This window comes from Chryseobacterium sp. T20 (assembly GCF_047345655.1).
Classification (GTDB): Bacteria; Bacteroidota; Bacteroidia; order Flavobacteriales; family Weeksellaceae; genus Chryseobacterium.
This window is the reverse complement of sequence record NZ_JBLFDU010000012.1, coordinates 167,035-184,505: the sequence shown is the minus strand read 5'-3', so window position 1 is coordinate 184,505 and position 17,471 is coordinate 167,035. Positions and strand designations below refer to the sequence as shown.

16 protein-coding genes and 3 tRNA genes are annotated in these 17,471 nt (G+C 36.9%); 18 read left to right on the top strand and 1 reads right to left on the bottom strand.

Going from position 1 to position 17,471, the window contains the following annotated elements; all coding sequences use genetic code 11:
- Window positions 1-162: 162 nt before the first annotated feature.
- The 7 genes from ACMA47_RS21580 (at window position 163) to ACMA47_RS21550 (ending at window position 8,341) form a co-directional block, all read left to right on the top strand.
- Window positions 163-235: transfer RNA gene (locus tag ACMA47_RS21580), tRNA-Gly, on the top strand.
- 42 nt (window positions 236-277) lie between these two features.
- Window positions 278-349 (top strand) — tRNA-Thr (locus ACMA47_RS21575).
- A 230-nt stretch (window positions 350-579) separates the two neighbouring features.
- Window positions 580-1,260 carry a response regulator transcription factor gene (locus ACMA47_RS21570; RefSeq protein WP_413931436.1) on the top strand — a complete coding sequence of 227 codons (681 nt, stop codon included), beginning with the start codon at window positions 580-582 and terminating at the stop codon, window positions 1,258-1,260.
- A complete protein-coding gene (locus ACMA47_RS21565; RefSeq protein ID WP_413931435.1) occupies window positions 1,261-2,625 on the top strand; it encodes an ATP-binding protein in 1,365 nt (454 codons plus the stop codon).
- Window positions 2,626-2,841: 216 nt separating this feature from the next.
- The gene (locus ACMA47_RS21560; RefSeq protein ID WP_413931434.1) at window positions 2,842-4,083 is read left to right on the top strand and encodes a TolC family protein; all 1,242 of its coding nucleotides are present in this window, start codon (window positions 2,842-2,844) and stop codon (window positions 4,081-4,083) included.
- A gap of 4 nt (window positions 4,084-4,087) precedes the next feature.
- Entirely contained in the window at window positions 4,088-5,173 is a 1,086-nt protein-coding gene (locus ACMA47_RS21555) for an efflux RND transporter periplasmic adaptor subunit (RefSeq protein WP_413931437.1), read from the top strand.
- A gap of 69 nt (window positions 5,174-5,242) precedes the next feature.
- On the top strand, window positions 5,243-8,341 hold the full coding sequence (locus tag ACMA47_RS21550; RefSeq protein ID WP_413931433.1) for an efflux RND transporter permease subunit: 3,099 nt from the start codon (window positions 5,243-5,245) through the stop codon (window positions 8,339-8,341).
- 85 nt (window positions 8,342-8,426) lie between these two features.
- Here ACMA47_RS21550 and ACMA47_RS21545 read toward each other — a convergent pair whose 3' ends face one another.
- Complete coding sequence (locus ACMA47_RS21545; protein ID WP_413931432.1) at window positions 8,427-9,926, bottom strand: DUF4394 domain-containing protein; 1,500 nt, start codon at window positions 9,924-9,926, stop codon at window positions 8,427-8,429.
- Between the two features lie 326 nt (window positions 9,927-10,252).
- Between ACMA47_RS21545 and tuf the strand changes: the two genes are divergently transcribed.
- The 11 genes from tuf (at window position 10,253) to rplL (ending at window position 17,253) form a co-directional block, all read left to right on the top strand.
- Entirely contained in the window at window positions 10,253-11,440 is a 1,188-nt protein-coding gene (gene tuf, locus ACMA47_RS21540) for an elongation factor Tu (RefSeq protein WP_413931431.1), read from the top strand.
- 64 nt (window positions 11,441-11,504) lie between these two features.
- A tRNA-Trp gene (locus ACMA47_RS21535) sits at window positions 11,505-11,575 on the top strand.
- 12 nt (window positions 11,576-11,587) lie between these two features.
- The gene (gene secE / locus ACMA47_RS21530) at window positions 11,588-11,794 is read left to right on the top strand and encodes a preprotein translocase subunit SecE (protein ID WP_002976410.1); all 207 of its coding nucleotides are present in this window, start codon (window positions 11,588-11,590) and stop codon (window positions 11,792-11,794) included.
- A 19-nt stretch (window positions 11,795-11,813) separates the two neighbouring features.
- Window positions 11,814-12,356, top strand: a complete 543-nt coding sequence (nusG, locus tag ACMA47_RS21525; protein WP_002976412.1) for a transcription termination/antitermination protein NusG — start codon at window positions 11,814-11,816, stop codon at window positions 12,354-12,356.
- 505 nt (window positions 12,357-12,861) lie between these two features.
- A complete protein-coding gene (locus ACMA47_RS21520) occupies window positions 12,862-13,482 on the top strand; it encodes a hypothetical protein (protein WP_413931430.1) in 621 nt (206 codons plus the stop codon).
- 13 nt (window positions 13,483-13,495) lie between these two features.
- Complete coding sequence (locus ACMA47_RS21515) at window positions 13,496-14,143, top strand: hypothetical protein (RefSeq protein WP_413931429.1); 648 nt, start codon at window positions 13,496-13,498, stop codon at window positions 14,141-14,143.
- A gap of 7 nt (window positions 14,144-14,150) precedes the next feature.
- On the top strand, window positions 14,151-14,819 hold the full coding sequence (locus tag ACMA47_RS21510) for a hypothetical protein (protein WP_413931428.1): 669 nt from the start codon (window positions 14,151-14,153) through the stop codon (window positions 14,817-14,819).
- Window positions 14,820-15,088: 269 nt separating this feature from the next.
- Window positions 15,089-15,532 (top strand): 50S ribosomal protein L11, encoded by a 444-nt coding sequence (gene rplK / locus ACMA47_RS21505; RefSeq protein ID WP_047435399.1) that lies wholly within the window; start codon window positions 15,089-15,091, stop codon window positions 15,530-15,532.
- Between the two features lie 11 nt (window positions 15,533-15,543).
- Window positions 15,544-16,236 carry a 50S ribosomal protein L1 gene (gene rplA, locus ACMA47_RS21500; RefSeq protein WP_002976422.1) on the top strand — a complete coding sequence of 231 codons (693 nt, stop codon included), beginning with the start codon at window positions 15,544-15,546 and terminating at the stop codon, window positions 16,234-16,236.
- Between the two features lie 17 nt (window positions 16,237-16,253).
- A complete protein-coding gene (gene rplJ / locus ACMA47_RS21495) occupies window positions 16,254-16,841 on the top strand; it encodes a 50S ribosomal protein L10 (protein WP_034693190.1) in 588 nt (195 codons plus the stop codon).
- A 46-nt stretch (window positions 16,842-16,887) separates the two neighbouring features.
- The gene (gene rplL / locus ACMA47_RS21490; protein WP_034693192.1) at window positions 16,888-17,253 is read left to right on the top strand and encodes a 50S ribosomal protein L7/L12; all 366 of its coding nucleotides are present in this window, start codon (window positions 16,888-16,890) and stop codon (window positions 17,251-17,253) included.
- Window positions 17,254-17,471 lie beyond the last annotated feature (218 nt).

Here is a 17,471-nt window from a genome sequence, read left to right as displayed (position 1 = left end):
GATTCCAGAGTGGCTAAATGGGACTGACTGTAACTCAGTTGCTTCGGCTTCGTAGGTTCGAATCCTGCTCTCCCCACATTTTATATTATAAAAAAACTTGCAAGATTAAATAAATTTTCTTAGTTTTGCACAGCGTTTACCAATAGTTTTGGAAACAAAATTGCGGAAGTAGCTCAGTTGGTAGAGCGTCAGCCTTCCAAGCTGAATGTCGCGGGTTCGACCCCCGTCTTCCGCTCAACAAAAAATCATGCTACTTAGTGTGATTTTTTTAGTTGATGCCGACTTAGCTCAGCGGTAGAGTGCTTCCTTGGTAAGGAAGAGGTCACGGGTTCAAGTCCCGTAGTTGGCTCTCGATTTTCCCGAATCTCTTCGGGATTTTTTTATGCCCTAAAGAATTTAGTTTTATTATCTGATCATTTTACAGTTAAACATCTGCTTAGATAAACCCTGAAATTATTTCCTTCTTTAATCTTTTTTCAGATTCATTTCTTGCTGATAGTGTTATCATGAAAACTTTTACTTCATCTTTAGAATCACAATCATAAAATTTTCTTTAAATTCGTGTAAAATAAATTTTTGATGAATATTCTTTTACTGGAAGATGATCTCATTCTGTCTGCAGAATTGTGCAGATTTTTAGAATCAAATAATTTTAACTGTGATAAGATCTATGATGGGGAGACTTTTCTTCGTCAGATAAAAAATAGTACTTATGATCTGTATTTACTAGACATTAACGTTCCTAAGATAAATGGGCTTGATGTCTGTCAGACCATCCGTTCTTTTGACAAAAATACTCCTATCATTATCATTTCTGCCTATGGGGATATCTCGGATAAAAAAGATGCCTTCACCAGGCTGGCTGATGATTATCTTGTGAAGCCATTCCAGTTTGAGGAACTTCTGTTAAGAATCAATTCACTGTTAAGAAGAAAAGCCCCTTCTGATAATGCCGATCAGGATATTCTAAGAATTGATGACCTTATTATCAACAAAACAGAGCAGAAGGTTTATCGTGGGGGAAATGAAATAACCCTTACCCTAAAAGAATTCCAATTATTGGTTTATCTTGCAGAAGCGCAGGGAAGAACGGTTTCCAAGCAACAGATCACAGAACATGTATGGGAACACAATTTTAACACGAATACTAACACCGTAGAAGTTTATATCAATTTCCTGAGGAAGAAGATTGATAAAGATTTTAAAATAAAACTGATCCATACCCGTTCAGGTTTCGGATACTACCTAAGTCCATTATAAATGTCTTTAAAAAGAAAGATCGCTTTAACGATAAGTATTGCCTTTTCATTATTATTTGGAATGGTGATGGCGGTCATTTATTTATCTTTTAATGATTTTAGGAGAGATGAGTTTAAAGAAAGATTCAGGCAGAGACTTGAGTTTACTTCTCATTTTATTTCAAAATCTAAAGACTTTGAAGAAGAAGCACCCGTTTTTTTCAATGAAAATTCAGATAACATTCTTTTGAATGAAAAGATTTTAATTTTCAATGAGAAAAAAGAATTGATCTACAGTACGATCAAAGACCGGAATGTCATCTGGGACAGTGCAATGCTTAAAGAGCTGGATAAAAAGAAGATTATCTATACCGAAAAAACCGTTCCGGAAATTTATGCAGCCCTCAGGAATATCAACGGTGAAAATTATTATATTCTTACCAGTGCCTTTGATACCAATGGTAAATCGAAGTTAGGATATCTTAAATATCTTTTGATCACAGCGTATGTGATGAGCACCATGCTTATTGGTTTCTTCAGCTATTATTTTGTGGAAAAGTTCCTTCGTCCTTTGGAAGATCTGAATAAAGAAATCTCTGAAGTTACGGCTCATAAACTCACCACACAGATTCCGGTAGAGCAATCCAATGATGAAGTAAGTGTTCTTGCTAAATCTTTTAATACAATGATTGGGAGGTTGGATGATGTATTTCAGTCACAAAAAGATTTTACGGCCAGTGCTTCGCATGAGATAAGAACTCCTATAACAAGAATGGCATTTCAGCTGGAAAACCTTATTAAGTTTGAAGAGCATTCTCCGGAAACTCTGTCTTCTTTAAAACAAATCCAGAGAGATGTATACCAGCTGTCGGATCTGACAAATTCACTTTTACTGCTTACCAAGTTTGATAAAGAAAATATCCAGAGTATTTATGAGGAAGTAAGGATTGACGAAGTTATTTTTGAAGCTTTTGAAGCTGTGGAAAAAAGTTACCCACAACTTAAGCTGGATTTCCTGATCAATGAAGACAGTTCTGAAAATGCTTTTCTGACTATAAAAGGAATTCAATCCCTGTTGGTAATCGTATTTATCAATCTGTTCAAAAATGCAGCGGTGTATTCAGATAATACAGAAGTGAATGTTCTGATTACTGAAACCAATGATAATCTTTCCATCGAAGTTATTTCCCATGGTAATACTATTTCTGAAGATGAGCAGACTAAACTGTTTGAAGCTTTCACGAGAGGTAATAACGCACAGAATATAGCAGGGTCAGGATTAGGTCTTAGAATCGTCAAAAGGATTCTGGAATATCATGATGCGGATATTATATACTCTTCACCTGAAGAGTATATGAATAAGTTTACCTTATTTTTTAAAAAATAAAATGAAAAGCAACTGATACGAAAACAGTTGCTTTTTTGTTAAACTCCCGATTAAATTTTTTAATAAAAATTCAATAGTTGGAGAAAAATTCACTGTTTTTGTCTGGTGGATTATTGTATAAATAGCCTGTTCATGCCTATTTTAATATTTTTTTAAGCGTCATTTAAGTTTCTTTTAATAGCATCAAAGCAATTTTGTAATTTAAAAAGAAAAATAATGAACAGAATTGCAGTGCTGTGCCTCGCCGTTTCCTCATTCATGGCAGCACAACAGCAGATGTCTCTTTTGGAATGCGAAGAAGCTTTCCAGAAGAACAACCTCCAGCTGCTCGCCGAACAGTACAACATTAATATGGCTGATGCGGATATTCTGCAGGCTAAAATCTGGGAGTTACCTCAATTAAGCGGGCAGTTCAATGCTTATAATCCTCAGGACAAGAAGTTTTTTGATGTAGGACATTCTAAAGGAGCAGGTATTACACAATTGATCTACATGGGGGGCAAAAAGAAAAACGAAATCGCTTTTGCCAGATCTAATAAAGAACTTGCTCAACTCCAATTTTCACAATTGCTGGTAGATTTAAGATCTCAGCTCCGTTCTACCTATTTCAATCTTTATTACGAAAAACTAAAGCTGGAGAATACCAACAGGCAGCTAGGGTATATGAATGATCTTTTAAATGCCTATCGTGTGCAGTCTGCAAAAGGAAATGTTTCCCTTAAAGACGCTGTAAGACTGCAGAGTATTGTAATCCAGCTGAATCATGATAAACTGGAGATCAATAAAAATATTCTTGATTTTGAACAGAATCTGAAAGTTCTGACAGGAGTTACCGAAGAAATAGAGCCCACGATGTCTGAAACCGAAGCTAAAGAAGCTCTGGTAGCACAGCCTTTCGGTGATGAAGAAGAACTGAAAAGCAAAGCCCTGGAAAATAATGCAGATTACCGATATAATTTGAAACTTATTGATAACAGTAAGTTGTATGCACAATGGCAGAAATCATTGAATGTACCGGATGTTACAGTAGGCGCTGCATGGGACCAGGCAGGCGGAACCTTTAATAACGAAGCGAATCTAACCTTGGGGATTCCTTTGCCACTATGGAAAGCCAATCAGGGAAATGTTGTAAAAGCAAACTATGCCATTCAGCAGAATCAGAAAAATGCAGACTTTCAAAAACTAACTCTGGAAACTAAAGTTCAGTCCGCCTATAAAACCTGGAAAGCACAATATGACCAGCTTCTGGATGTGAAAACGACAGATCTTCAGAACATGGAACTTGTTTATAACGGAATGCTGAACAATTTCAGAAAAGGAAATGTCAACCTGATTGAATTCACAGACTTTATGGACAGCTACAGGGAGACAGCCCTGCAGATTTACGATATGAAAAATGAAATCATGCAGTCCGCAGAGCAACTTAATCAACTAGTACAAACGAAAATCTTCTATTAAAATGATGAAAACATATATTATCCCCGCATTGATGGTCCTTTCATTAATGGGCTGTTCCAAAAAAGAGGAAGAGAAAAATGTTCACGCCAAAAAAGGATTTGAACTAAGCAACACGATGCTGAATTCTATTTCTCTGGCAAAAGTTGAAAAAAAGAATATAGAAGATGAATACAGCTTTTACGGAAAAATCTCAGCAGATAAAAACAGTTATATAGATGTTTACCCTTTGGTAGGAGGAAATGTAATGAGTGTCAATGTAGAATTAGGTGACTATGTGAAAAAAGGGCAGGTATTGGCAACCATCAGGAGTACAGAGCTGGCAGAAATTCAAAAGGATGTAAGTGATGCAAAAACAGATCTTGTAGTGGCCAAAAATAATCTCCGTGTAGCAAAAGAGCTCTACGAAGGAAAGCTTAATACAGAAAGAGATGTCCTGGAAGCTAAAAGCCAGTTACAAAAAGCAGAAGACCAGTTACAGAGAGCCGCAGCGGTAAGTACGGTTTATAATGTGAAGACCGGAAATATATACAGTGTTGTAGCACCTATCAGCGGTTATATTGTTCAGAAAAGTATCAATAAAGATATGCAGTTGAGAAGTGACAGAAGTGATAATATTTTTGATGTGGCCAATACCACCAATGTATGGGCGATCATGAATGTCAATGAATCTGATATAGATAAAATCAGTCTTGGAATGAAGGCTCAGGTTTCTACGCTTTCTTATCCGGATAAGTTTTTCGATGGAAAGATTGATAAAATATTCAAAATTATTGACCCGCAGACCAACGCCATGCAGGCAAGAGTAGTCCTGGATAATGCCAATGGACTGTTGATTCCGGATAGTAAAGCCACAATAAAAGTTTCCAGTCTGGAAAGCAACTCTACACTTACCGTTCCATCCAAAGCTGTGATCTTTGATGATAATAAAAGCTTTGTGGTGATTTTTAAATCCAGAACAGATGTAAAGATCAGAGAAATCAAAGTATTAAAGCAGGTGGGTGATGTCACCTATATTGCAGACGGTCTGAAAGAAGGAGAAGAAGTGATCACCAACAATCAGCTGCTGATATACCGATCGCTGAACAGCTAGTCTTATTAAACCATTAAGAATGTTTGCATTTTTCTTTAACGGCTTTTTTAGGTCATCAATGTATCTATCATGAATAAATTCATAAAAAATATAATCGCTTTTTCATTAAAAAATAAAGTATTTACCTTTATCTGGGTAGCGATTTTAGCCATCTCCGGTTTTATAAGTTTCAAAAACATGCCTATTGAAGCTTTTCCGGATGTAACCAATACCCAGATTGTAATCATCACCCAATGGAATGGACGTAGTGCAGAAGAAGTAGAACGTTTTGTCACGACACCCATCGAATTGGCGATGAGCCCGGTTCAGAAAAAAACAAGTGTAAGAAGTACCACGATGTTTGGGCTTTCTATTGTTAAAATTCTGTTTGACGACGGGGTGGACGATACTTTTGCCAGAAATCAGGTCAATAACCAGTTAAGAACCATTAGCCTTCCTGATGAGGTAGACCCTGAAGTACAGCCACCCTACGGGCCAACCGGTGAGATTTTCAGATATACGCTGGAAAGTAAAACAAAAGACTCCCGAACACTGCTTACTCTGCAAAACTGGGTGATAGATCGTGCCTTAAGAGGAGTTCCCGGAGTAGCGGATATCAACGTTTTCGGAGGACAGGATAAAGTTTTTGAACTCAGTATTGATCCGAGAGCATTGGATAAATATAACTTGACTCCGCTTCAGGTATATGATGCCGTTACCAAGAGTAATCTGAATGTAGGAGGGGATGTCATTGAAAAAAATGGTCAGGCTTATGTGGTAAGAGGTATTGGTTTGGTAAAATCTGTGGCAGATATCGGAAATATTACTATTCAAAATGACAGTGGAAACCCTGTTTTGGTAAAAAATGTAGCAGAAGTTCATGAAAGCTCTATGCCTAGAGTAGGACAGGCTGCTTTGAATCATCATGACGATACAGTAGAAGGAATCGTTGTGATGAGAAAAGGAGAAAATCCAAGGGAAGTTCTGGTAGGAGTGAAAGCAAAGATTAAAGAACTTAATGAAAAAGTACTTCCGAAAGATGTGAAAATGGTCACTTTCTACGACCGCGACAATCTGATGGATTTCACTACGCATACTGTAATGCATAACCTTATTGAAGGAATTGTATTGGTAACGGTAATTGTTTTAATCTTTATGGCGGACTGGAGAACAACCCTGATTGTTTCCATCATCATTCCTCTGTCCTTGTTGTTTGCATTTTTATGTTTAAAACTGGCGGGAATGAGTGCCAACCTGCTTTCATTAGGAGCGGTTGACTTCGGGATTATCATAGACGGAGCAGTCGTCATGGTGGAAGGTCTTTTCGTAATGCTCGATCATAAAGCGAAACGGTACGGAATGGAGAAGTTTAATAAACTCGCCAAAGGAGGATGGATTAAGCAGACCGGAACCGGATTAGGAAAAGCAATCTTCTTTTCGAAATTAATTATCATCACCTCTCTGATTCCTATTTTCTCATTTCAGAAAGTAGAAGGAAAAATGTTCTCTCCTCTGGCATTTACATTAGGATTTGCATTAATGGGAGCGTTGATATTTACATTAACATTAGTTCCTGTTCTTTCCCATATTCTTTTAAATAAAAATGTAAGAGAAAAAAATAACCCATTTGTTAATTTCTGGGACAGAATCGTTTTGAAAGGCTTTAATTTAACATTCAAGCACAAAAAAATGAGTATGATCGTAGCGATCTCTTTCTTGGCAGTTACTTTGTTTTCAGGAAAGTTTTTAGGAACAGAATTCCTTCCTCAGTTGAATGAAGGTTCATTGTGGATCACTGCAGAAATGCCGATGAGCTCCTCCTTAAAAGAATCTCTGAAAACAGCAGATCTTTTAAAGAAAGACATCATGAGCTTTTCCGAAGTGACAGATGTTCTTGCACAGACGGGAAGGAGTAATGACGGAACTGATCCCAACGGGTTTGGATTTGTACAGTTTGCAGTAAACCTTAAGCCAAGAGAAGAATGGAAGCGTAAGATTACTTATGACGAACTGATCAATGAAATAGACAAAAAACTTAGAAGTTATCAGGGAATTACCTTCAACTATTCTCAGCCGATTTCCGATAACGTAGCAGAAGCTGTAGCAGGTTTTAAAGCTGAAAACGGAATCAAAATCTACGGTGATAACCTGGAAACCTTGGATAAATTAGCCCATGAAGTCTTACTGAAGATTAAAGATGTGAAAGGAGTAAAAGATCCGGGAATTATTAAAAATATTGGGCAGCCGGAAGTAAGTGTAGTTTTGGATAGAGATAAGATGGCTGCTTATGGAGTAATGCCTGCGGATGCCCAAGCTGTGCTGGAAATGGCTTTTGGAGGAAAAACAGCCTCTGAAATGTTTGACGGGGAAAGAAAATTCCCGATCCGTCTTCGTTATTCTCAGGAATACAGAACCAATGAAAACGACATTGCTGCTTTGATGGTGCCTACACAGGATGGAGCAAAAATTCCGTTAAAAGAAATAAGTACCATTGTTAAAGATAACGGAGCTGCATTTATCTACAGAGACAATATCAAACGATATATAGGGGTTAAATTCTCCATTCGTGACAGAGATTTGGGAAGTACTATTGCTGATGCTCAGAAAAAAGTGGAAACCATTGAACTTCCGGATGGCTATTCTGTAGGGTGGACAGGTCAGTTTGAAAACCAGCAGCGTGCCTCACATAGGTTAGCACAGGTAGTACCCGTGAGTATTCTGATGATTTTCTTCCTGTTGTTTATTCTGTTTGGAAATATGAAAGATTCTCTTTTGGTGTTAGCGAACGTACCTTTTGCTTTGATTGGAGGAATTATTGCTTTACATGTTACCGGAATCAATTTTGGAATCTCTGCCGGAGTAGGGATGATTGCCCTTCTGGGAATTTGTATTCAGAACGGCGTTATTCTCATCACCGAGTTCCATCAGAATGTTAAAGATGGAATGGATATAGACACCGCCATCTTAAATGGAGTGAAATCCAGAACCCGACCTGTGATTATGACAGCGCTTATGGCTTCCATCGGATTGATGCCGGCAGCCTTGTCTACAGGAATCGGATCGGAGTCTCAGAAACCTTTGGCTATTGTCATTATCGGAGGACTGATTACCGCTACAGTGCTTACGTTGCTTATTTTCCCGATTATCTTCTGGATCTTCAACAGAACAAAAAAGCTCAGTCAGATTTAATTAATCTTTCATTTATATATTAGTTAGAAGCGCGGAAAACAAAGTTTTCCGCGCTTCTCCATTATTGAAATAAAAAAGGATGAGTTTAAAATCCTAATCCCACTGCAAAAGCTTTTACAGTATTGGGATAGTCGGAAACAGAAGTAGCAGCTCCTGTCATTGTATTAACAGTATAAATTTTTGTGGATGAACCTACTGTAGCCATTAAATAAGCTTTTTGGCTCATGCTTCCGATGTCAAAACCATTAGCACTGGTAATATTGATTCCTAAAGAACCTGTCTCAACTAAAGTCCCGTTATTGGGTGGGTTTTGCTGATATAATTTATCCGTATTATGATCAATGACAAACAGGGTTGTTGTAGTAGCTCCTGCAAAATTGTTGGTATAGGCAGCTGCACTTATCATTGGGCTTCCCGGATTTAATGCAAGATCTGCAGCAGCAATTGTTCCATCGTTAGGATTGAGTCGGAGATTCTGTCCTGTATTGCTTACTACCCTTATTCTGTCAACAGTTGGATTAAAATCAAATCCAAAATCAGTTCCGGAAAGCAGAGTGACAAAAGGAGTGGCTCCCACAGCAGTAGCAGCACCTGTTCCCAGGTTAATTGTATAAATTCTGCTTGAGCTTCCCAAAGCATACAATTGTCCGTTAGCAGGACGGAAATCAATTCCTAAAATATTTTCACCACTTTGTAGTCCTGCCACAGTCTTGGAAACAGGCATTGGACTATTCGGATTGAAAATCTGAAGATTATTCGAATTGTCAATGGCATAAGCTACCGGTTCTGTAGGAATGGCAATATCAATGATTCCTTGTTGAAGAGTTCCTATAGAGGTTGCTTTTCCATTATTCAGATCAAGAATATGCAGTTTGTCATTGAAAGCTAAGAGAGCAGTACTGTTATCATATTTGATATCAAAAGCTGCCTGTCCTGTAAAAGTAGTTCCAAGACTTCCAACCTCTACCAAAGTTCCATTGTTGGGAGGATCCTGTTTGTATAATTTTCCCAGCATGGGATCAATATCATATAAGATTGTTGTAGCAGCTCCTGCTTTACTGTTGGTATAGGCCAATCCTGTTATTGAAGGGCTTCCTGTTCCATTAATAGTAATATCAGTAGCGGCAACAACTCCGGTTTCCGGATGTAAACGCAGATTTTGTCCCGAATTACTCACCAGACGAATTCTGTCAACGGTAGGATTGAAATCAATAGAAGCTATTGTTCCGGAGATCATAGGTGTAAATGCTGTTGAGCTTACTGTTCTTGCTGAAGCATTGGAGGTATTGATGATATATAATTTGCTGGCATTGGATAATGCATACAATTCTCCTGTCGCAGGTCTGAAGTCTATACTTAATAATTTTTCTCCTGAGGCAACACCGGTTACAGCTGTTTTTGAAGTAAACATTTTGGGGTTGTTGGTATTAAAATAAACAAGTTCGTTCATTGCTGTAATTCCATATACCATAAGATCCGGACCTTGAGGTATATTTTCTGACATACTGTTTTCATCTGAATGATCACATGAAAATAATGTTGTAATAGCAAACAAGGCTAAATACATGTGTAATAGTTTTCTCATAATATTAATTTTAGTTGTTATCTTTATATGTACGAGAAAAAACTGCACTGGGATTTATGGATACAGGTAACGATCAATATTTTTTTTGTCTGTATATCCTGTTCATAATTAACGAGATAGTTTATATTTTTAATAAAACGTTTCTAAGGATTTTTTCTATTCGGAAAAATGTGTAAATTTGCAGTCTCAATACGTTAAATATAAGGTTTGTCCTTCACTGGATGAGAATATTGAAAGTTTTTTTAATAAAAAGTTTTTGGTATTTAAAAATTCATTATATTTGCACACCGAAAATTTGAAAAACAATAAATAAATAATTTTAAATCATGGCAAAGGAAACGTTTAATCGTAACAAACCACACTTGAACATTGGTACTATTGGTCACGTTGACCATGGTAAAACTACACTTACTGCAGCTATCAGTAGTGTATTAGCGAACAAAGGTCTTGCTGAGAAAAAAGACTTCTCTGCTATTGACTCTGCTCCAGAAGAAAAAGAAAGAGGTATCACTATTAATACAGCTCACATCGAGTACGAAACTGAAAACAGACACTATGCACACGTTGACTGTCCAGGTCACGCCGACTATGTTAAGAACATGGTAACTGGTGCTGCTCAGATGGATGGGGCGATCTTAGTATGTGCTGCAACTGATGGACCAATGCCTCAAACTAGAGAGCACATCCTACTTTGCCGTCAGGTAAACGTACCAAGAATCGTTGTTTTCATGAACAAAGTTGACATGGTGGATGATGCTGAGCTTTTAGAGCTTGTTGAACTTGAACTTAGAGATTTATTATCTACTTACGAATATGACGGAGATAACTCTCCAGTGATCCAAGGATCTGCTCTTGGTGCTCTTAACGGAGACGAGAAGTGGGTTAAGACTGTTGAAGAATTAATGGAGGCAGTTGATACATGGATCGAGCAGCCTGTTAGAGATCAGGATAAGCCATTCTTGATGCCAATCGAAGACGTATTCTCTATTACAGGTAGAGGTACTGTAGCAACTGGTAGAATCGAGGCTGGTGTTATCAACACTGGTGATCCAGTTGATATCGTAGGTATGGGTGATGAAAAATTAACTTCTACTATTACAGGAGTTGAGATGTTCAGAAAAATCCTAGACAGAGGTGAAGCTGGTGATAACGTAGGTCTATTGTTGAGAGGTATTGAAAAAACTGACATCAAGAGAGGTATGGTTATCGCTAAGAAAGATTCAGTTAAGCCACACAAAAAATTCAAAGCTGAGGTTTATATCCTTTCTAAAGAAGAAGGTGGACGTCACACTCCATTCCACAACAAGTACCGTCCTCAGTTCTACGTAAGAACTACTGACGTTACAGGTGAGATCTTCTTACCAGAAGGTGTAGAAATGGTAATGCCTGGTGATAACTTAACAATCACTGTTGAATTACTTCAGCCAATCGCTCTTAACGAGGGTCTTAGATTCGCGATCAGAGAAGGTGGTAGAACAGTAGGTGCAGGTCAGGTAACTGAAATCATCGACTAATTCACATCTAACACAATATAAAAAGCTTCCGTAAGGAACACTCTTTACGGAGCTTTTTTTAACTACGGGCATCGTCCAATGGTAGGATACCGGTCTCCAAAACCGTTGATCAGGGTTCGAATCCTTGTGCCCGTGCAAATATAAATTATGAGTTCATTTGTCGATTTTTTAAAAGGTTCTTATAACGAATTCAGACATAAAGTTGAATGGCCAAAATGGGCTGACCTTCAGTCTTCTACAATTGTAGTGACTATTGCGACAGTTATTCTGGCTTTATTTACCTTTGGAGTTGATGAATTGTTTTCAAAAGCAATCAGCAACATAATAGGAATGCTAATCAACTTGTTCAATTAATAATTAAGTATTTTCCATAATGAGCGAATTGAAATGGTATGTGCTGAAAGCAATCAGCGGACAGGAAAATAAAGTGAAAAACTATATTGAGACAGAAATCAAACGTCTAGGGTTTGAGCAGTACGTTACTCAAGTGGTTATTCCTATGGAAAAGGTAATCCAAATTAGAAACGGTAAAAAAGTTCCTAAAGAGAGACCTTACTATCCTGGCTACTTGATGATTGAAGCTGACCTGATGGGAGAGATTCCTCACGTTATTAAAAATATCCCAGGAGTTATTTCTTTCTTGAGTTTAACAAAAGGAGGAGATCCTGTTCCAATGAGAAAATCAGAGGTTAACAGAATGCTTGGAAGAATGGATGAACTTTCAGAATTCGCAAGCGATGTTGAAATTCCTTATGTAGTAGGTGAAAACGTTAAAGTAATCGACGGACCTTTCAACGGATTCAATGGTACAGTTGAGAAGATTCTTGAAGACAAAAAGAAAATTGAAGTTTCTGTATTGATCTTCGGTAGAAAAACTCCAATGGAATTAAGCTACATGCAAGTAGAAAAAGTATAATACATTACTTATAAAATATAAAAAGACTGCTTTTAAAGCGGTCTTTTCTCATATATACTCTTTTCAAATTTATTTTTTGTTGATGAATTGCTTATTCTTTATTATTAAGTAGTTCTGTAATCCTATTGATTCATAATGAAATATTGAAACTTAGTTTTTATATTTTTTCCCTATTGTTAGAGTTTTTTTAAGTTTATTGAAATTATTTTATTGATTCTCAAATTTCACAACTCTGTTGGTTACTTCTATAATGTACTTTGCTTTAATTTAATTATCACCATTCAGTGATCATATTTTCTTTTTAAGCATTGAGTTTTTTTTAATTGCTTAATTCACCTTCAGATGGCATACTTCTTGCAACCAAGCTGTTAACTAATCCACAAAATTTTATATTTTTTTATTTCATACCCTGGTTACAGAGGTATAAACAATATATGTTATTTAAATAAATATAAAATCTGGATTAGCTAAACAAAACACAAGTCTTATATAAACACATAACCCAATGACAAGAATTATTTCGATGATCACTCTGGTGGGTACATCCGTACTCATGAGTGCGCAGGTTGGTATCAATACTGCGACACCGGAAAAGGAGCTTACCGTGAATGGTACAATGAAGACATCAGGAATTGTTTTCAAGCAACCTCTGGAGAAACTGAAAGCGGACGAGAATTACACTTTCATTATTAAGTCTCCGGCTCCGGAAAACAAAATTACAGCGTACAATGATTCTTTTGTACCTAATTCACCGGCACCTATTAATCTTATTCAGTTCAAAATTACCTGTGATCCTACAGACAAGGATTGGGTGAATCAATTTGACACAAAGATTAATTCCAGCAAGTTTTTGGTAGTAATCTCTTCCTTTGGATTTACACAGCCTACAAGAACGTATTCTGCAGACTGGCTTACACCAATGCCCCAGATTTTTGCCTACTCTTCAGGAGGAACATGGAAGCTTAAGGCAGATTACCAGGGATTCGCCCCTGATAATTCTTTTCCTACAGGTGTCTGGACACTGAACTTATTGGTGTTTGACAGATCGTATGCCAAAGATTTTAATTCAACACAAAGCCTTAGTGGGGCAGCTACTGGTGCTGCAACAGCTCCATTAATTCAATAAAAACATAAACTCTATGAAAAAAATTATTGCGATACTCTTTACGGGTTTTGCTGCTTTAAGCATAAATGCACAAGTAGGAATCAATACTACAACACCTAAAGGAACGTTGGACGTTGAAGGTGAAACATTAGTAGAATCCTATTTAATAGATACTGAAAATACAAAGGCAGGCGGAAATTATCTTCTTCTTACCCGATCAAAAGATACTTCACCGGTAGGTAAGGTAAAACTGCTGGATATATCGCTCCGTAATGTAGCACCTGTAAATATGTATAATGTTGTATTGAAAAATGTGAGACAGGATGAAGTGGTAAATCTCAATACAGGATTAGATGCGAGTAAATATGTGGTGGCTATTACAGGTGCTGTTTTTACAGGAGCGGTTTCGGCAGCGAATACCACCACCAGCCCAAAATCGTATGGTTCCTACGCAACTGAAATTACACAGGTAACCAGTGGAGGTAAAAAATACCATGCTATTAATTTGGCTTTTAAAGGAGCCGGAACTGTTTCCTCCATCAATGGAACCTGGACACTTACTCTAAATGTATTTGAAAAATCATTAGTAAAAGACTGGGGAACTTTTAACGGTTCTGTTTCAGCATCTGCTTCACCGGGATATTCGGGAGTATCAACCAACACGCCTGTAGGGCTTCAATAAAAAAACTATGAAAAGAAAAATTTATATCACAATAATCATGTGCCTTGGGATATTTTTGAATGCCCAGAAAGGAAAAGTAGGGGTAAATACAGCAAACCCTACAGAAACACTTGATGTTAATGGAAAAACATATACGAATTCTCTGTACTTGAGAAATCCGGGAGAGCCTACCATGACAGGAGGTAGCTTTTTAGCAACTTCACAGAATGCTTTACAGTTGTATGATCCTGCCCTGGAAAGCAGCGGACTGTTCAATTACCTTAAGCTTACTCTTACTGGTGTACCTGGGACAGGAATTACGGATTATGATACTAAAATTGATGCCACCAACTTTTTGGTTATACTTCATAACTATTCATTTAAGCTGAATGATGGAAATACCAGCGTAATGCTTGATTACGGAGACAATGGTGTGAATGACAATAAGCAGGGATCTCCGGATGTAGTAGCCTTCAAAAGTAACGGAACATGGCACGTAAGAGCAAGATTTACAGATAGCAGAATGATTGCTACCAATACCACTACACCGTCAAGAACTTATAACAACTTTACGGTTGATCTTTACCTGATGGCCTACAGAAGATTGATTGAAAAACAAAATATAAACGACATCAATGATGATCTTGGAGGGAATGACGGTTCTACAAAAACAATTAATAAACCTTCCGGTTTTTAATCAGTCTTTCCTTTTAAAAATATTTTAAAACGGTTATTTAATACAAATAACCGTTTTTTATTTTTCTGGCTGTATTTTAAATTATACAATAATGAGCAAAGATTTATTTTTCTAAAACTTTTTAAAAATCAGCAATTTCCGTTTGCTATTTCAAAAATATTTTATACTTTTGCAGTCCAAAAAGTAGGTTTATTGTTATGTGAGTGCATAACCTACTGAATAATAAATGCTTCCAAACTCATTAATTATTCAAATTTAAAAAACAAACAATGGCTAAGAAAGTCTTTAAAATGGTAAAGCTTCAGGTGAAAGGTGGCGCAGCTAACCCTTCTCCACCAGTAGGTCCAGCATTGGGTTCTGCAGGTGTGAACATCATGGAGTTTTGTAAGCAATTTAACGGAAGAACCCAAGATAAGCCAGGGCAAGTTTTACCTGTAGTTATTACAGTATACGAAGACAAATCTTTTGAATTCGTTATTAAAACTCCACCTGCAGCGATCCAGTTAATGGATGCAGCTAAGATCAAGGGAGGTTCTGGTGAACCAAACAGAAACAAAGTAGGTTCTGTAACTTGGGAACAAGTAAAGAAAATCGCTGAAGATAAAATGGCGGATCTTAACTGTTTTACAATGGACTCTGCTCTTTCTATGGTTGCAGGTACTGCTAGATCTATGGGATTAAGAGTAACAGGAACTAAACCAACTAACGCTTAAAACTTAAAGAAATGGCAAAATTAACTAAAAAGCAAAAGGAAGCTTTAAGCAAAGTAGAAAAAGGAAGAATCTATAACCTTGAAGAAGGTTCAGCTCTTGTAAAAGAAGTGAACACTACAAAGTTTGATGCTTCAGTAGATATCGCTGTAAGATTAGGTGTAGACCCAAGAAAAGCAAACCAAATGGTAAGAGGTGTTGTATCTCTTCCTCACGGTACTGGTAAAGATGTTAAAGTATTAGCTCTTGTAACTCCAGATAAAGAAGCAGAAGCTAAAGCTGCTGGTGCTGACTATGTAGGTCTTGACGAATATTTACAAAAAATCAAAGAAGGTTGGACAGATGTTGACGTTATCGTTACTATGCCAGCTGTAATGGGTAAATTAGGTCCATTAGGTAGAGTATTAGGTCCAAGAGGTTTAATGCCAAACCCTAAATCAGGAACTGTAACAATGGAAATTGGTAAAGCAGTAACTGAAGTTAAAGCAGGTAAAATTGATTTCAAAGTAGACAAGTATGGTATTATCCATGCTGGTATTGGTAAAGTATCTTTCGATGCTGCTAAGATCAAAGAAAATGCTCAGGAATTAATCCAGACATTGATCAAAATGAAACCAACTGCTGCTAAAGGAACTTATGTGAAGAGCATCTATTTGTCTTCTACAATGAGCCCAGGTATTGCAATTGATACTAAATCTGTTAACTAATAATAATCCTTAAGACAATGACAAAAGACCAAAAAGTTGTAGCAATACAAGAGATCAAAGATTTGCTTCAGGATGCAAAAGTAGTATACGTAGCAGATTTAGAAGGTTTGAACGCTGGTAAATCTTCAGATTTCAGAAGACAGGCTTTCAAGCAAAATATCAAAGTGAAAGTTGTAAAAAATACACTTTTACAAAAAGCAATGGAGCAAATTGATGGAGTAGATTACTCTGAAATGTTCCCATCTTTCAAAGGAAACTCAGCGTTAATGATTGCTGAAACAGCAAACGCTCCTGCGAAATTGATCCAAGGATTCAGAAAGAAAGAAGAAAAGCCAGCTTTAAAGTCTGCTTTTGTTCAAGAAACTTTCTACGTTGGTGACAATAACCTAGATATGTTGGCTAACATCAAGTCTAGAGAAGAAATGATCGGTGAAATCATCGGATTACTTCAGTCTCCAATCCAGAGAGTTGTTTCTGCTCTTCAAAACAAATCTGAAACTGTAGAAGCTCAAGCTGAAGAAGCTGCTCCTGTAGTAGAAGAAACTCCTGCTGCTGAAGCTCCAGAAGCTGCTGCAGAAAGCACTGAAGAAACAAGTGCTGAATAATTACACTCAAAAAATTAAATAAATAATCAACAAAAACATTACAACAATGTCAGATTTAAAAAATTTAGCTGAAACGCTAGTAAACCTAACTGTAAAAGACGTAAACGAATTAGCTGCTATCCTTAAGGATGAGTACGGAATTGAGCCTGCTGCTGCTGCAGTAGTAATGGCTGGTCCTGCTGGTGAAGCTGCTGAAGAAAAGACTGAATTCGACGTAATTCTTAAGTCTGCAGGTGCTTCTAAATTAGCTATCGTTAAATTAGTAAAAGATTTAACTGGTGCTGGTCTTAAAGAAGCTAAAGATATCGTAGACGGAGCTCCTGCTGCAATTAAGCAAGGTGTTTCTAAAGACGAAGCTGAAGCTCTTAAGAAGCAATTAGAAGAAGCTGGTGCTGAAGTAGAATTGAAATAATTTCAATTTTATTATAAATATAGAAGCCCGGGCATTTGCCCGGGCTTTTTTTGTATGTAAGTCTTTGTAAATGTGATTCTTATTTTGTAACAGTATTTTAATATTATTATTTCTAATTTTAATATATCTTTTTACGATTGAATATTATTTAATAATTAACATAATATTTTAGTAGTATTTTGAATATTGTTTATTTTGTGTGAATTTTTATTAATAAA

What these genes read in the sequence shown, in the direction of transcription:
- ACMA47_RS21570 (WP_413931436.1), top strand. Translation starts at nt 580, where the DNA reads ATGAATATTCTTTTACTGGAAGATGATCTCATTCTGTCTGCAGAATTG.
- ACMA47_RS21565 (WP_413931435.1), top strand. Translation starts at nt 1,261, where the DNA reads ATGTCTTTAAAAAGAAAGATCGCTTTAACGATAAGTATTGCCTTTTCA.
- ACMA47_RS21560 (WP_413931434.1), top strand. Translation starts at nt 2,842, where the DNA reads ATGAACAGAATTGCAGTGCTGTGCCTCGCCGTTTCCTCATTCATGGCA.
- ACMA47_RS21555 (WP_413931437.1), top strand. Translation starts at nt 4,088, where the DNA reads ATGAAAACATATATTATCCCCGCATTGATGGTCCTTTCATTAATGGGC.
- ACMA47_RS21550 (WP_413931433.1), top strand. Translation starts at nt 5,243, where the DNA reads ATGAATAAATTCATAAAAAATATAATCGCTTTTTCATTAAAAAATAAA.
- ACMA47_RS21545 (WP_413931432.1), bottom strand. Translation starts at nt 9,926, where the DNA reads ATGAGAAAACTATTACACATGTATTTAGCCTTGTTTGCTATTACAACA.
- tuf (WP_413931431.1), top strand. Translation starts at nt 10,253, where the DNA reads ATGGCAAAGGAAACGTTTAATCGTAACAAACCACACTTGAACATTGGT.
- secE (WP_002976410.1), top strand. Translation starts at nt 11,588, where the DNA reads ATGAGTTCATTTGTCGATTTTTTAAAAGGTTCTTATAACGAATTCAGA.
- nusG (WP_002976412.1), top strand. Translation starts at nt 11,814, where the DNA reads ATGAGCGAATTGAAATGGTATGTGCTGAAAGCAATCAGCGGACAGGAA.
- ACMA47_RS21520 (WP_413931430.1), top strand. Translation starts at nt 12,862, where the DNA reads ATGACAAGAATTATTTCGATGATCACTCTGGTGGGTACATCCGTACTC.
- ACMA47_RS21515 (WP_413931429.1), top strand. Translation starts at nt 13,496, where the DNA reads ATGAAAAAAATTATTGCGATACTCTTTACGGGTTTTGCTGCTTTAAGC.
- ACMA47_RS21510 (WP_413931428.1), top strand. Translation starts at nt 14,151, where the DNA reads ATGAAAAGAAAAATTTATATCACAATAATCATGTGCCTTGGGATATTT.
- rplK (WP_047435399.1), top strand. Translation starts at nt 15,089, where the DNA reads ATGGCTAAGAAAGTCTTTAAAATGGTAAAGCTTCAGGTGAAAGGTGGC.
- rplA (WP_002976422.1), top strand. Translation starts at nt 15,544, where the DNA reads ATGGCAAAATTAACTAAAAAGCAAAAGGAAGCTTTAAGCAAAGTAGAA.
- rplJ (WP_034693190.1), top strand. Translation starts at nt 16,254, where the DNA reads ATGACAAAAGACCAAAAAGTTGTAGCAATACAAGAGATCAAAGATTTG.
- rplL (WP_034693192.1), top strand. Translation starts at nt 16,888, where the DNA reads ATGTCAGATTTAAAAAATTTAGCTGAAACGCTAGTAAACCTAACTGTA.